At 62.1% G+C, this 14,899-nt stretch carries 12 protein-coding genes; 3 read left to right on the top strand and 9 right to left on the bottom strand.

Annotation, left to right across the window (positions count from 1 at the left end; all coding sequences use genetic code 11):
• Positions 1–15: 15 nt before the first annotated feature.
• From KF838_03240 to tadA, 8 genes are all read right to left on the bottom strand, one after another.
• Positions 16–1,854, bottom strand: coding sequence for a type II secretion system protein (locus tag KF838_03240; protein ID QYK48870.1), 1,839 nt, complete (start codon positions 1,852–1,854; stop codon positions 16–18).
• Positions 1,851–2,834, bottom strand: coding sequence for a hypothetical protein (locus KF838_03235; protein QYK48869.1), 984 nt, complete (start codon positions 2,832–2,834; stop codon positions 1,851–1,853). Before KF838_03235 ends, KF838_03240 begins: the two co-directional genes overlap by 4 nt.
• Entirely contained in the window at positions 2,831–3,868 is a 1,038-nt protein-coding gene (locus KF838_03230; protein ID QYK48868.1) for a prepilin-type N-terminal cleavage/methylation domain-containing protein, read from the bottom strand. Before KF838_03230 ends, KF838_03235 begins: the two co-directional genes overlap by 4 nt.
• Entirely contained in the window at positions 3,865–4,815 is a 951-nt protein-coding gene (locus tag KF838_03225) for a prepilin-type N-terminal cleavage/methylation domain-containing protein (GenBank protein ID QYK48867.1), read from the bottom strand. The genes KF838_03230 and KF838_03225 overlap by 4 nt, the downstream gene beginning before the upstream one ends.
• Before the next feature lie 53 nt (positions 4,816–4,868).
• Positions 4,869–6,146, bottom strand: a complete 1,278-nt coding sequence (locus tag KF838_03220; GenBank protein QYK48866.1) for a type II secretion system F family protein — start codon at positions 6,144–6,146, stop codon at positions 4,869–4,871.
• 64 nt (positions 6,147–6,210) lie between these two features.
• Positions 6,211–7,938 carry a type II secretion system ATPase GspE gene (gene gspE, locus KF838_03215; GenBank protein QYK49810.1) on the bottom strand — a complete coding sequence of 576 codons (1,728 nt, stop codon included), beginning with the start codon at positions 7,936–7,938 and terminating at the stop codon, positions 6,211–6,213.
• A gap of 156 nt (positions 7,939–8,094) precedes the next feature.
• Complete coding sequence (locus KF838_03210; protein QYK48865.1) at positions 8,095–9,246, bottom strand: type IV pilus twitching motility protein PilT; 1,152 nt, start codon at positions 9,244–9,246, stop codon at positions 8,095–8,097.
• A 60-nt stretch (positions 9,247–9,306) separates the two neighbouring features.
• Positions 9,307–11,037, bottom strand: a complete 1,731-nt coding sequence (gene tadA / locus KF838_03205) for a Flp pilus assembly complex ATPase component TadA (GenBank protein ID QYK48864.1) — start codon at positions 11,035–11,037, stop codon at positions 9,307–9,309.
• Positions 11,038–11,152: 115 nt separating this feature from the next.
• Here tadA and KF838_03200 point away from each other — a divergent pair, with 115 nt between their 5' ends.
• The 3 genes from KF838_03200 to KF838_03190 are packed head-to-tail and all read left to right on the top strand — an operon-like array spanning position 11,153 to position 13,710.
• Entirely contained in the window at positions 11,153–11,290 is a 138-nt protein-coding gene (locus KF838_03200; protein QYK48863.1) for a hypothetical protein, read from the top strand.
• Entirely contained in the window at positions 11,280–11,966 is a 687-nt protein-coding gene (locus tag KF838_03195) for a phosphopantothenoylcysteine decarboxylase (GenBank protein QYK48862.1), read from the top strand. The genes KF838_03200 and KF838_03195 overlap by 11 nt, the downstream gene beginning before the upstream one ends.
• On the top strand, positions 11,953–13,710 hold the full coding sequence (locus KF838_03190) for a methyltransferase domain-containing protein (GenBank protein QYK48861.1): 1,758 nt from the start codon (positions 11,953–11,955) through the stop codon (positions 13,708–13,710). Before KF838_03195 ends, KF838_03190 begins: the two co-directional genes overlap by 14 nt.
• 14 nt (positions 13,711–13,724) lie before the next feature.
• On the opposite strand, the gene truD is transcribed toward KF838_03190, so the two are convergent.
• On the bottom strand, positions 13,725–14,891 hold the full coding sequence (truD, locus tag KF838_03185) for a tRNA pseudouridine(13) synthase TruD (protein QYK48860.1): 1,167 nt from the start codon (positions 14,889–14,891) through the stop codon (positions 13,725–13,727).
• Positions 14,892–14,899: the final 8 nt, after the last annotated feature.

Here is a 14,899-nt window from a genome sequence, read left to right as displayed (position 1 = left end):
TGCTCACTCAAGAAGTCACGGCATCGGATCTGCAGGAAGTTCGAACACAAACTGGAACGTCTCTTCGACCGACGGGTCAACGGGATCGGACAGCGTCATCGTCACACGAATCAGCTTCGGCCACGCCCACGGCAGCGTGCGCGGCTCGCTCGCACCCGGCGACCCCGCACCCGGCCACGTCGGATCGATATAGCCAAAGTGCGCGGTCGCCTGGGCATTGGTGTTCATAGCCGCAGACGCCGGCTCAAAGTTCGCAAGAGCCAGCGCGTCATAGATCAGATAAGGCGAGAGCCGGTGATCTCGCGCCGCACTCGCAGAGGCCGGGAGCGACGAGAACGGACGATACCACGCAGCTTCAGAGGCGGGAGGCTTCAGCGACGGCAGCCCCGGATACAGCCGGATCGTGTCGCCCGCGATACCCGGCGTCTCCTTCCCGCCGTACCACACCAACCGACCGTTCGTGTCCGCCTGGCCGAAACTCCACTCGATGATCAACTCCGAGCAACGCGGCACAAACACAGAAGAAGTCAGCATCAACTGGTCCGCACGCCGGTACGTCCGCTCAAGGTCGTTCACCAGCGACGAAGCCGTGAAGTAATCCGGCGGCACCTGCTCCGCCCTCATGCGGATATACGCCCCTGACTCCGCCGCAAGAGAACTCGGATCGCCGAACGAATTCGCGGGGAACGCCTCTCGCATCCAGTTCTGGATGTTGCTCAGAACATCGCGATCAGGATTCGCAGAGGGCGACTCGATGTTGGGACGAGTGAGGCGAGGAATGACGTTGAACCCTCCTGGGCGTCTCACCGGGTCGTTCGCGTCCTCCTCGATCTGCTGCTTGCGGAAGTTCTCGAACCGCCCCGCCCCGGCGATGTCGCCCGGCCTAAGGATGTCGGTTTTGTTGCTCTTCGCCATGGACTGAGAGATCGATCGGATCTCCGCAAGATCAGTCGTTGCGATGTCAACCAGACCGGTCGAGCGAAGAGGCCGCCTGGTCAGAAGCCCGCCCGAGGTCGATTCTCGCAGAGGCCGGATTCCCGGCCCGACAACGGGCCCGCCACCCGCGCCAAGGTTCATGCGCGAGAGTGTGCGGAACAAACTGACGGCCGCGGGCTGCAGAGCGATCTGCGTATCCTGATCGATCAGGAACGGACTGCTTGCCGGATAACCGAACGCCCCGCTCGGCGCGTAGCGTGTCTCCGTCGATGCGAGCGGCGCGAGCAGTGTGACGTGACGCAGCAGATTCCAGGATGAAGAAAACTGGTTGGGGAACTCCTCGACAGAGGCCGTCGCACTCGGGCGATACCCCAGCGTCAGAGGAGCAGTCACCGTCGGAATCGAGTTCACCTCGGGCCGACGCCAGATGTTGCCGAGACTGTCGAACCCGACAGGCCAGACCGCGCCGTGCCCGTAGTAAATCGCGGCAGTCCCCGATCGCGCAATCACGCCCGGCGACATCGGCTCACGACCAGAAGTGAAATCACCCTTCGCAAAAAACAAGATCTCATCGATCCGCCGCTGACGTGCCTCCGATGCAAGCGCACCCTCATACGGCAGCACATTGATCCGCCGCCCGTTCAGATCGGACGCGTACTGGTGGTGGATCACCAGGTAGCCGTCACGCGTCATCCTCGAAAAGTCAGCCCGCATCTGACGCTCGACGAGCGTCGCGAACTGCGAGAAGTTGCTCACACGCCGCCCCGTGGTCACCGTCCGCCCGACCGACTGAAAGATCGCCGCGATGCCGACCGAGATCAGCGCGACCGCGCCGATCGCCACGAGCGTCTCTACCAGCGTGAAGCCCCTCCGCCTCACTCCGAAGCACTTCGCGGGTTGTTTCGTGGTGGCTTTCATGGGATGATCATCACCTTGGTCACGGCCGCGGGCGTCTGCGGCACGAAATAGACCGGACCGATGTCCCTCGCGTTGGCGACGGACGACGGAATCGGCGGCTCAACCAGCACCGTGAACTCCCGGGGCGACGACTTCGGAATCCCGACAACGGTGTAAATCGTCCCGAGTCGATCGACGAGCCGCTGGCCGGTTCGAACGACAGTCGATGCGAGAGCCCGCTCAACCGAACCGGATGGCGACAGCGAGATGCGATTCCGATCGTCGTCAGGCGTTGTATTCGTGTCGTTCAGCACAACACTCGCGACCTGCATCTCAACCGGTACGGAATAGTCCCCGACTCCGGCGAGCGTCGGCAGCCGTGTCGAACGATCCACCGCGACCGCCAGCTTCGTGGGGTTCAGCAGATCGCCCGACGAGTTGGTCGGCGCGAGCGCATTCGACAGATTCTGCCCGGGTGTGATGCGAATGTTCGGATCGATCGGCCGAACGAAGATGAAGACCTCGAGACGATTGGAGCCCGCCACCCGGTACGCCAGATCCCACACGTAGCGGGGCTGCGCGCCAGTCAGACTCGGCGCGGGATAGAGCCGAGCAGCCAATGGAATGCTCGCAACGCTCGCCCCTTCACCGATCCGCATCACGCCTGTGTCGGACTCGTATGTGGGCATTGCAAGAAACGTACTACCAGCAAGTGAGACGAGAACACTATCCCAAGGATAAATTCCCACCTCGTCTACTGGCCCACCCGAAGTCGCGGGAATAACCGCTTGCCCTCGCAGTAGCCCGTTGTTCTCCAACTCAAGTCTCGCCGCGTTCGCCGCCATCGTGCCCAGAACGGCGTCCGTCGCGTTCCGCTGCTGGCGGATCACAACCGGGAACATCGCGCCGAGCCCCAGCAGCCCAAGAGCCAGCACCAGAACCGAGATGAGCACCTCGATCAGAGAGAACGCCGACAGCAAACGATGGTGTCTGCGAATCATGGGAACATCTCCCTGAGCGATCCCGAATACCGCTCGACGAAGTACACACGTGCGGCCTTATCGGGCTGCTTGGACGGCCCGTCGCTCGATACATTCCGCCCTTCGAGCCAGTTCATGATGTCCGCTCGCGTCACACCCGCGACCAGCTCCGGGCGCGTACTCGACCGATAAATCGTCTGCGTGTCACGGTCGAGTCTCACCCTCAGAGCACCGGCCAGCCGCGTCTCGTCGTACAGCACAACCTGAGTCACCTGCCTCGCGAGAACCGTGTCGGGAGACTCATCCCCGAGCAACTCGCGCCGGCGCGAATCGCTCGGAGGAAGCTGGAGGATCGACCGTACGTACGCCAGATGGCTCGCAGCACGCTCGATATTGAACGTTCTGAATGGCTCTCTATCACGCAGAACTCTCGACGTGCTCGGGTCCAGGAGCAGCGCGTCACGCGCCTTCGGGACCGATGCAGTCCCGTCAACCGCATCGAACCGAATCAGAAAGGTCTGACGCTCGCCGCCGCCGTCCGTATCACGAGGATCGTACAGGTGCGTCTCTGGAAAGACCCAGTTGCCCTTGTTGCGGTCGGCCGCCTCGACAGTCCGCTCATACCACTGCTGATCGACCGAGTACGCCGGGGCATACCCGCGAACAGACCAGCCACGCGGAAACTCGATCGCCTCGAACGTGTCCACCTGAACGAAGACATCGCGCTCGATCGGATTCCCCGAGGCATCCTCATCCTCAATCACCCCGGCCTTCACGAACGGCACCGCTCGCATGCGCCCGCCCGGCGCGTAGAAAAACGCCACCGCGCCGTCGCTCCCCCGCCCGGATCGCACCGCGGCATCTCGCCCGAGCGACGCCGCGATCTTGAGCTTGCTGTCCGCGAGCGCCCGCTCATTCGATTCCAGCAGCGACGAGAAAGCCGGCACTGCAACAGCAAGCAGAATCGACAGCAGCGAGACGACCACCAGCAACTCGATCAGCGTGAACGAGCGCTCAAGACGAGAAAATCCCGCATCGCGTGTGGATCGCGTCATCGTCCCACCTCCACGATGTTGTCCTTCCGACCCTCTTGCTCGACCGCGATATCCGTGCGAGAGGAAGGCAGCCCGAGCGTGCGACGGATCTCAACCAGCGACTCCGTGCCTGTCCCCTTGTCCGCACCGATCTTGATATCGCCGAACACCCGGTTCGGACCCGCCGCAACGATCGCGAACTCCGCGTCTCGCAACGCCGGATTCGCGTCGGCAGGGGAGGCACGCTCGTCCGCATCGCTGGTCGGATCACCGAGGACCTTGGGTATGTTCAACGCCCGCAGACCCGACCGAGCGATCTCAGCGTCGGACTCCTTGGCCCAGCGGTAGTAACGGATCGCGATGCCCGAGCGATCTCTGAACTCCACCACATAAGGACGCGAGGTGTCGCTCGATGGCCATGCCCGAAGCGTCTTTTTCGAAGTGTCCACGAACGGCTGGTAAGAGGGACCTGAACTCGCGAACGTCCCGTCACGACGCGGAGCCCGGAACCCGGGACCATCGACGCCGTCAGCGTTCGCGTCAAGAATGCCGCCGAGGTAGAATGGCAACGACTGCCGCGAGAAACGGAACGCCGAGTCATCGCTGATAGCCGCACCATCCGCAGCTCCCGTTCGCCCACGAAGAAAGTTCAAGTCCGAAGCGACAGACGGGTTGTAGACGTTCACTCTCCGCTCGGACGTCAGGAACGGCTCCTCACTGCCGGGAGGCACCTCACCCTTGGCCAGCGGCGGCAGGAAACCGAACTCCTGCTTGAAGCTCTCCACACCGACCTTCAACGAGAGCACCGCCTGACGATCCGCAGACGCCTGAGCGCTCCGCGAGGCCGCCTGAATCCCCACGATCGAGATCGAGATCAGGATCGCGATCAAAAGGATCGAGAAGATGACCTCAACCAGCGTGAAGGCCCGCTGCCCGCAAGAACCCGTTCTCTGCCGTGCCATCATCATGTCGAAAGGCCCTCCGGGCTCCGTAGCCCCGGTCACGATCAGACCACGCACGATCACTTGCTGCTCTGCAGCGAGTTGATCATGGCCACGAGCGGCAGGAACATCGCGACGACGATCGTTCCGACGATGCCGCCCAGCACGACAACCATCAACGGCTCGATGAGCTTCAGCAGCGAACCGACCGCGACATCGACCTCTTCGTCGTAGTTGTCCGCGATCTTCAGCAGCATCGTGTCCATCTCGCCGGTCTCCTCGCCGACGTCGATCATGTTCACCACGATCGCATCGCAGGTCTTGGACTCACGAAGCGGATCCGCGAACGACTCGCCCTCTCGGATCGAATCGTGAACCTTGTTCAGCGCCTTCTCGAAGACGTAGTTGCCCGATGTGTCGCGAGTGATCAGAAGCGCCTCGAGAATCGGAACGCCCGCCGAGATCAGCGTGCCCAGGGTTCGCGTAAACCTCGCGATCGTCGACTTCTTCACCAACGGCCCGAAAATCGGGGTCTTGAGCAGCACCCAGTCCGTCGCTGCACGTCCGGGCCCCGACTTCCTGATCAGCTTGAGGAACGTGAAGATGATGAAGGGCGCAATCAGCAGGAACACCCAGCCGCCGATCTTCTGGCCCGGGTTGATGCCCGCGACCCAACTGCTCGTATTGATGAGGAACACCGTGAGCGTGGGGAGCGCAACGCCGAAGTCGGAGAAGATCTCCTGGAACTTCGGGATGATGAAGATCATGATGAACGTCAGGATCAGAGCCGCGATGATCACGACCACGATCGGGTAGATCATCGCGCCCTTGATCTTCCGCTTCAGCGACTGGCTCTTCTCCATGAAGTTCGCCAGACGCTGCAGAATGATGTCGAGCACGCCGCCGATCTCGCCCGCGTTCACCATCTTGCAGTACAGGCGATCGAAGCACCGCGGGTGCTTCGTGAACGCATCGGAAAGCGACGAGCCGCCCTCGACATCCTCACACACGCCCAGAAGAACGTTCTTCATCAGACCCGGCTTCTGCTGCCCCTCAAGAATCTGGAGCGACCGCAGCAGAGGCAGGCCCGCGTCCTGAAGGGTCGAGAGCTGCCGCGTGAACAGCGTCAACTGCTTGGCCTTCACCTTGCCGAACGAGAGCCCCTTCTTCGGCTTCTTCTTCGCCTTCGACGTGTCCTCGGCGATCACGGACTTCTTGACCTTCTGCTCACGCACAGACGTCGGGAAAAACCCCTGCGCCTTGATCCGCTGGATCGCGTCATCGCTCGTCGATGCCTCGATCGTCCCCTTCTGGGGCTTGCCGGCTGCGTTGAGTGCCTCGTACGCGAACGTGCCCATGACCGTGTCTCCGTCGTTCCACGCGGCGTGCTCCGCCGCGTCTCGTTGTCATTCCCCGAATCGCTCATTCCTCGGCCAGCGTCTCCCTCACCACCTCGTCGATCGTCGTCTGGCCCTCGTAGATCGCCAGCATGCCCGAGTCGCGCAGCGTCCGCATGCCGCGTTTGATCGAGTGCTCTCGAAGAACGGCCGTCGAGGCGTTCCGCATGATCAACTCACGCAGCTCGTCCTCGATAGAGAAGATCTCGAAGAGAGCCATACGCCCGCGATAGCCCGACTTGCTGCAGTTGTCGCAGCCGCGCCCGCGGAAGAAGTGACGCCCCTTGACCTTGTCGGGCGTGAGGTTCAGCTCCATAAGCTCCTCATCGCTCGGCTGGTACGGCTCCTTGCACTTCGGACAGATCGTCCTCGCAAGCCGCTGAGCGACGACGCCCTCGATCGTCGCAGTCAGCAGGAACGGCTCGACACCAAGGTCCACCAATCGGATGATCGAACTCGGCGCGTCGTTCGTGTGCAGCGTGCTCAGCACCAAGTGACCCGTGAGCGATGCCTGAATGGCAATCTGAGCCGTCTCAAGGTCTCGGATCTCGCCCACCAGAATAATGTCAGGATCCTGACGAAGGAATGAGCGAAGCGCCTTTGCGAACGTCAGCCCGACCTCTTCGTTCACCTGCACCTGGCAGAGGCCGTCAATGTCGTACTCGACCGGGTCCTCGGCCGTCAGGATCTTGGTATCGATCTGATTCAGCTCAGCGAGAGCCGCGTAAAGCGTCGTCGTCTTGCCCGAACCGGTCGGCCCCGTCACCACGACGATGCCGTTCGGCTTGTTGATGAGGTAACGGAACTTCTCCAGGTCATCGGGCCGGAATCCGATCCGATCCAGTTGCAGCTTCACGTTCGAGCGATCCAGAATACGCATCACCACCGACTCACCGTGCATCGTCGGCAGCACCGCGACACGAAGATCCACCGGGCTCCCTCCGACTGTCAACTCAATGCGACCGTCCTGAGGCAGACGCCGCTCGGCGATATCCAGGTTCGCCATGACCTTCACGCGGCTCGTGATCGCCGGCCCCAGATGCTTCGGCGGAGGCACCATCTCGTACAACACACCGTCGATCCGGTACCGCATCTTGAACTCGTTCTCGAACGGCTCGAAGTGGATGTCAGATGCGCGGTCCTTGATGGCCTGAAGCAACACGAGGTTCAGCAGCTTCACGACCTGATTGTCCGACGCAAGCTCCATCACCGCGTCGAGGTCGATCGACTCGCCACGCCCCTCAAGAGACTTGAACTTCGAGTCCGTCGCGAGCGCGCTCACGACATCCGTCATCGACTCCTGCTTCGTGTAGTGCTTCTTGATGATGGCGTCGATCGCGTCCTCTTCCGCGACGACCGCCTCAACATTGAAACCCATCAGAAGCCGAAGGTCGTCGACCGCGCGGAAGTTGTTCGCGTTCTTCATCGCGATCTTCAGCCGCTTGCTGGTCGGGTTGTGTTCAATGGGAACCACCTGATACGTCTGGACGTTCTCAGCAGGCAGGATATTGAGCACCTCTTCAGGGATCGTCATGCTCGAGAGGTCAACGAACTCCATGCCCGCCTGCCCGGCGAGCGCGGCGTTGATATCTCGCATCGAGCAATACCCAAGCTCGACCAGCAACTGCCCGATCGGCGCCTTCTTTGTCTTTTGGACCGATAACGCCTCATGAACCTGCTCGCGCGTCACCTTGCCGAGTTTCGTCAGCACTCTGCCGAGCTTCCGACCCTTCAATTCTTGTGCGATGTCCATAGGCATGACGCGACAACCTCCGGACGTATGTCTTCAACGACACGTCCTATACGACCAGATATCCACAGATGATTCAACGGAAAAAGGTCCAAATCAGGGCAAGTGAAGACACGACAGCGTGATATTGACTCATAAATGGCCCAGCGTTTCCATGTATCACGCCGACACGTCGTCCTGATCCCACTCCGAACGTCCCACCGTGCGGCCCAGTCGATGGACCTTGTCCGTCAGGTCAGCCGGATTTTTGCTCTTGTCGATCATCTCTTCTGCCGAGATCATGTCGCGGCTGTACAGAGACCAGAGGTGATCGTCGAGCAACTGCATGCCGAACCGCTTGCCGGTCTGGATCGCCGAGTCGATGCGGAACGTCTTGTTCTCACGGATCAGGTTCGCGATCGCGGGTGTGACGACCAGGAACTCGTACCCAGCCACCATCCCGGGCTGGTCCGTACGAGAGAGCAGCACCTGCGAAAGCACCGAAATAAGGGCCGTCGAAAGCTGAACGCGGATCTGGTTCTGTTGGGTAACAGGGAAGGCGTCCACCAGTCGGTCGATCGTCTTCGCGGCACCCGTGGTGTGCAGCGTTCCGAAGACCAGGTGGCCCGTCTCCGCGGCACGGACCGCCGCCTCAATCGTCTCCAGATCTCGCATTTCACCGACCAGGATCACGTCCGGGTCCTGACGCAACGCACGGCGAAGTGCCTCTGCGAAGCTGGGAACATCGTTCCCCACCTCGCGCTGGTTCACGATCGATTTCTTGTGCTTGTGGTAATACTCGATCGGGTCTTCCATCGTGACGATGTGACGGTCCATCGTCTGGTTGATGTAGTCGATCATCGTCGCGAGCGAAGTCGTCTTTCCAGAACCCGTCGGACCCGTGACCAAGAACATCCCACGGGGACGCCGGATCAACTCGCGGCACATCTCCGGAAGGCCGATCTGCTCGAACGTCAGCAGCCGGTTCGGGATCTGCCGAAGCACGATCGCGATGTCACCACGCTGACGGAAGACCGACACACGGAAGCGTGCGGCATCGCCGTATGCAAATCCGAAGTCCGTGCCTCCCTCCTCCTGCAACTCCTGCTGGTTCCGCTCGGGCGTGATCGACTTCATCAGGCCAACCATGTCGTCCGAGTCCAGAATCTTCGTCTGCAGATCCTTCAGGTGGCCGTGGTGACGGATCGTGGGACGCCGGTTCACCGTCAGGTGAAGGTCCGACGCGCCAAGCTTGACCACAGTGTCAAGGAGTCGATCGATCTGCATCGATGGACCGACGCGTGCTGATTGGCTGGATTCCTGAGAAGACATGGAACGCTCCGTGAGATGCTCGCCCCGCGCACTGCCGCGACGCCGAGCGGAGAATGTGGATCAGTGTGACTCAACCTGCGTCGTATTCGCGATCTCGTTTGGTGTGGTGACGCCGGCCAGGATCTTCAACTTGCCGTCCTGCACCAGCGGACGCATGCCGTTCGCCAGAGCCGCCTTGCGTAGATCCGAAATCGGTGCGAGATTGAACGCCAGATCGCGAATCGCTGCGTTCATAATCATCATCTCGAAAATCGCCTTTCGGCCACGGTATCCCGTGTTGTTGCACTCGGCACAGCCGACCGCACTGTGGACACGCCCCACCGCCTCGTCCATGGTGATGCCGGTCAGCGAGAGATACTTCGGATCGATCTCCTCGGGCTTGGCGATGCGCTTGCAGTGCTTGCAGAGCACGCGGATGAGCCGCTGCGCCATCACCGCCTGGATCGAACTGGCGACAAGGAACGGCTTCAGCCCCATGTCGATCAGACGAGTGATCGCCGACGGCGCATCGTTCGTGTGCAGCGTCGAAAACACCAGGTGGCCCGTCAGCGCGGCCTGGATCGCGATCTCCGCGACTTCCTTGTCTCGAATCTCACCAACGAGGATGATGTTCGGGGCCTGACGCAGCATCGACCGAAGAATCGCCGGGAACGTCAGACCGATGTGCTCTCGCACCTGGCACTGATTGATACCCTCGAAGTTGTACTCGACCGGGTCCTCCGCAGTAATGATCTTGCGGTCAGGACGGTTCAGCACGTCAAGCGCCGAATAAAGCGTCGTCGTCTTTCCGGAACCGGTCGGGCCGGTCACCAGGAAAATGCCGTTCGGACGCCGGATGATCCGGTTAAAGATCGAGAGGTTGTCGGCCTCGAATCCCAGGTTCTCAAGACCGATGCGCACCGAGTCGGGACGAAGAATACGAAGCACGATCGATTCGCCGTGGTACACGGGGCACGACGACACACGGAAGTCGATGAACTTGTCGTCCACCGGGAGCTTGATACGACCGTCCTGCGGGATCCGCTTCTCCGCGATATTCACGCCGGACATCAGCTTCATACGGCTCAACACCGCGTTCTGCATCCGCTTCGGCAGATTGTCACGCTCCATACAGACGCCGTCGATCCGATACCTCAGCCGCACACGATCCGCGAACGGCTCGATATGGATATCCGAGGCCCGCATCTTCACGGCCTCGATGATGATCCGGTTGCACAGCTTCACGATCGGCGCATCTTCCGACGCGACGTCGATCGACTTGTCCACCGAGCGGTCGACCGACCGATCGATCGACCGATCGATCGAGTCCGTCACAAGCCCGGCACCCGGCTCGACCATCTTCGGAGCCGACGAGGGCGACTTCCCTTTCGTCTCGATGAACGCACGAATCTGGCTCTTCGATGCGACCTTCGGATCGACCTCGACATTCAGGCGAAACCGCAGCATGTCCAGCAGTTCAAGATCCATCGGATCGTGGATCGCAAGCGCAAGCTTGTTCCCCGCCTTGCCCAGCGGCAGAATCGTGTACCGCTTGATCAGATCCTCGGGTATCGCCCCGAACTCGATCTTGGAAGTCACGCCGTTGGCGTTCAGGTCGACAAACTCGAGCCCGAACTGCTCCGCCAGCGCGCGAGCAACCTGGTCTTCTTTCGCAAACCCGCCCTCAACGAGTGCCTCGCCGAGTCTCTTGCCAGACCCCTTGGCAACAGCCGTCGCCTTGTCGGCCTGCTCCGGCGTGAGAACGCCCTTCCCTACAAGTATCTCACCGAGTTTCTTCCTCGATCGTGCCATTCACGCATCCCATCCTGGGCAGGCCTGCTCGGCCAACCGTTCAAGTTCCGATCAAAGTCCCTCTCGATCGTATCGAGGCGAACGCCTCTACGCCGCTCACACGAGGGCTCACATTATGAGAAGACTCGATGTGGCGATCAAACGCCCGGTCTCCAAAGATCACGGCTCCAACCGCCGACTCGCGAACACAGCGGCGGCGAACATCCCTCCCCCGTCGGTCGAACTCCTGAACGGAGCTGTCCGTGCCGCCTGATACGACAAAGCCCGTCGCCACACCCGGGCGACTGCTCATTACAGCCGGCCCGACACAAGAGCCCATCGACGCGGTTCGATTCATCGGCAACCGATCCTCCGGTCGGCTCGGCGTCGCGCTCGCAGATCACGCCGCGTCGCTCGGATGGAATGTCCGGCTTCTGCTCGGGCCGACATGCCTGAGCAACTCCGATTCGCGGGTCGAACTCATCCGGTTCCGCACCACCGCAGACCTGCAAGCCGCGTTAGAGCACCACCTCCCGTCCTGTGACGTGCTCGTGATGGCCGCCGCTGTCGCTGATTACCGCCCGCGGATCACCGACCAGATGCTCCAGGGAAAGCACCGCCGCAAGGCCGAAGGCATGTCGATCGAGCTGGAAGCCACGCCCGACTTGCTCGCCGGCTGTGCGGCACGACGCTCCGAGGGCCAGACTCTTGTGGGCTTCGCGCTCGAACCCCGTGACCAGATGATCGCCTCCGCCAGAGCGAAACTCACACGAAAGTCACTCGACCTCATCGTCGCAAACCCCCTTGAAACGATGGACGATGCGTGCATCGAAGCGATCGTGCTGACCAGCCGCGGCCATGAGCACCGCACGGCCGGTGCGATCCCGAAGACGGCCTTTGCGCCTTGGCTCATGGGCGTCATCGCGGAGTATCGCCATGCCAAGACCTGACAACAAGCCGAGTGCTCGACGCGTGAAGCCCCCAACGGGTTCATCCCCGAGAACCGGCGCGAAACCCTTCAAGAAGCCAGTGCCGGCAAAGAAAGTCGAAATGGGCCGCGGCTCCCGACGGATCGCGCTCCCGCTCGGGCTCTCGATCGTCTACGAAGACCGGGACATCATCGTCGTCGACAAGCCGGCGGGCCTCCTCTCCGTCGCGGCACCCGGGGAAAAAAAGAAACACAGTGTCTTCGACACGCTCAAGGCACTCGCCCGATCCAGGGGAGGGCGAGACGCACGTGTCTACGTCATCCACCGCCTCGATCAAGAGGCCTCCGGGCTCCTCGTCTTCGCAAAGTCCGACCGCGCGTTCTCGGTCCTGAAAGAAGATTTCCGATCCCGGCGGGTCCATCGCCTCTATCACGCCCTGGTGGAAGGCGTGCTCCTGCCCGATTCTCCCGGCGAGGCGCTCGGCACCATCCAGAGTCTTATCCGAGAGTTGCCGGACGGCTCAGTTGAATCACTCCCACCCGCATCCGGCTCTTCACACGCTCCCGACGAAGCAAACGGTGAGATCCCGCGCCTGGCGATCACCCACTATCGCGTGCTCGCAAGAGGAGAGAAAAGAACCCTCGCCCAGGTCCGTCTTGAGACAGGTCGGAAACACCAGATCCGCATCCATCTCGCGTCCATCGGCCACCCGATCACCGGCGACCCACGCTACGGCAAGGCAGGCGGCCCGCTCGGTCGGCTCGGACTTCACGCCACCGAACTCGGCTTCCGGCACCCCGCAACCGGCGAGAGCGTGAAGTTCTCCAGCCCCGCCCCGAGCTCATTCTGGAAGGCCGCCGGTGCCGATTCCCCCACCGATCACGGCCCGCGCACCGTGCTCGCCCCTACACCCACCCGCGCGAAGCCCTCCGAGGGCTCGTGGGACCACGTCGCACAGTGGTACGACACGCTCATCGATGATCGCGGCAGCGACCTCTACTCAACCGTCATCATGCCCGGCTCGCTCGGGCTGCTCGCCGCTCGCCCGGGCGAACGCATCCTCGATCTCGCGTGCGGCCAGGGCGTGCTCGCACGCTCACTCGCCACCATCGGCGCCAAAGTCGTCGGCGTAGACGCCTCCCCTCAGCTCATCGAGGCGGCACGCCCGCGAAGCGGCCCTATCGACTACGCCGTCGGAGACGCCAGAGATCTCGCGCCGCTCGGACTCAAAGACTTCGATGCAATCGCCTGCATCATGGCGCTCATGAACATCGATCCGCTCGAATCCGTAATCCGCGGCTGCGCAAACGCACTCAAAGATGGTGGCCGATTCGTCGCTGTCATCCTCCACCCCGCATTCAGATCCCCCGGACAAACACGATGGGGCTGGGACGAGGGCGATGCCCCTCCAGGGTCTCCCCGCTCAAGAGGAGGCAGCCCCGCCAGACAATCACGTGAACACGTCGGCTTGCAGTTCAGAAGAGTGGATGGATACCTAACCACCGGCATGCGCACCATCGTGATGAATCCCGGCGAGGTCGCCGAAGGCCACGAACCCATCGTGACCGTGACCTACCACCGGCCGCTCCAGACATACGCACGAATCCTCAAGGACGCTGGATTCCTGATCGACTCCATCGAAGAGTGGCCGAGTTCCAGAACCAGCAAGCCGGGTCCGAGAGCGTTGGAAGAGAACCGCGCCAGACGCGAGATCCCGATGTTCCTCGCGCTGAGAGCCATCAAGCGGACATCCTCTCCCGCTTGAGAACGCCCCTCCGATCAGGGCTCAAGCATCCGAATCAACACGGTCGCGTACGAACCGCGAGGCAGGCAGAAGCGCAGCCGCATCGCACACGGCTTCGAACTCCGTTCTGGCGAGGTCTCGTCCGCGAACGGCTCGGACACCTCGACGTCGAACGCGCTGACGCACAATCGGCGAAGAACCACGCCGAAAACCGGCCGACGTAGGCCCGGCAGACGCATCAGCTCCGGATCGAGTCCCTCCTCGTGCAACACTTCGCGGGCCGCATCCGCCCACAACCCTTCCAGCACAAGTCCCGGTCCGAACGTCGGAATCTCGACATCCTCGACTTCGCCCCGCCCACCGGGATCCGTCTGATCCAGTACGCGCTTCGCGACGCGATTCCACAGCCAGGATTGGTACGCCTCAACAGCCATCGACTTCGTGAGCGACGGCAACGCATCGAACGCATCTCTCGCCTCTCCACCCTCTGCGAGTATCTCGATCGCACGCCGCTCGGGACACACCGGCAGCATCCGCACCGCCGTCCCCCAATCCCCCCATCGCTCGGCGAGCACGCGCGTGAACTCCCTGCGGAGCCCCGAGTCCTTCCGCGCCGGCGTACCGATCAGCAATCGCAGGGCTCCCTCTAAGTCTCCAGCCAGCATGGCCCGCGCCGCGAAGCCGTGACCATGACGCGCCGACCCGAATCGCTGCTCACCGAACAGATTCGGCAGCACGATCCGACCACCCCCGGATGCCGCCCGCATCCCATCCAGCCGGGCACGAATCGATTCCGCATCCGCGATGCTCAGCGACCGAACCACGATCTCAAAGCGGTTGTGATCGATCCACGATGCACGCGCGGTCTCTCGGGTCCACCCCACTCTCACCGCCTCGCACCCATCCGAATCGAACCGACCTATCCGAGCCGTCTCCCACACCCTCCCGTGCAGACCACCGATCGTCACCTGCTGCTTCGTGACGGCATGCTTGTCTTTGAGGCCCGCATATGAAACCTCAGACGCACGCACACCAATCGCCTTCGCGATCTTGCCGACCGCCTCAGGCGTTGAGAGCGACCGCTTCGACAACCTGTACAACGCGATCCGCCGGTCCGGGCCCGGCAACTCCGAAATGCCCGATCGAACCTCCTCGACGAGCCGCTCGTCGACGAGAAAGTCCTCAGGTAGACGCCGGATCACCACGGTCC

It is taken from the genome of Phycisphaeraceae bacterium (assembly GCA_019454185.1).
In the GTDB taxonomy this organism is placed as follows: domain Bacteria; phylum Planctomycetota; class Phycisphaerae; order Phycisphaerales; family UBA1924; genus JAHBWV01.
This window is presented reverse-complemented; position numbering and strand designations above follow the sequence as displayed.

What these genes read in the sequence shown, in the direction of transcription:
- KF838_03220 (QYK48866.1), bottom strand. Translation starts at nt 6,146, where the DNA reads ATGGGCACGTTCGCGTACGAGGCACTCAACGCAGCCGGCAAGCCCCAG.
- KF838_03240 (QYK48870.1), bottom strand. Translation starts at nt 1,854, where the DNA reads ATGAAAGCCACCACGAAACAACCCGCGAAGTGCTTCGGAGTGAGGCGG.
- KF838_03235 (QYK48869.1), bottom strand. Translation starts at nt 2,834, where the DNA reads ATGATTCGCAGACACCATCGTTTGCTGTCGGCGTTCTCTCTGATCGAG.
- KF838_03200 (QYK48863.1), top strand. Translation starts at nt 11,153, where the DNA reads ATGAGAAGACTCGATGTGGCGATCAAACGCCCGGTCTCCAAAGATCAC.
- KF838_03225 (QYK48867.1), bottom strand. Translation starts at nt 4,815, where the DNA reads ATGATGATGGCACGGCAGAGAACGGGTTCTTGCGGGCAGCGGGCCTTC.
- gspE (QYK49810.1), bottom strand. Translation starts at nt 7,938, where the DNA reads ATGGACATCGCACAAGAATTGAAGGGTCGGAAGCTCGGCAGAGTGCTG.
- KF838_03230 (QYK48868.1), bottom strand. Translation starts at nt 3,868, where the DNA reads ATGACGCGATCCACACGCGATGCGGGATTTTCTCGTCTTGAGCGCTCG.
- KF838_03210 (QYK48865.1), bottom strand. Translation starts at nt 9,246, where the DNA reads ATGTCTTCTCAGGAATCCAGCCAATCAGCACGCGTCGGTCCATCGATG.
- KF838_03190 (QYK48861.1), top strand. Translation starts at nt 11,953, where the DNA reads ATGCCAAGACCTGACAACAAGCCGAGTGCTCGACGCGTGAAGCCCCCA.
- tadA (QYK48864.1), bottom strand. Translation starts at nt 11,037, where the DNA reads ATGGCACGATCGAGGAAGAAACTCGGTGAGATACTTGTAGGGAAGGGC.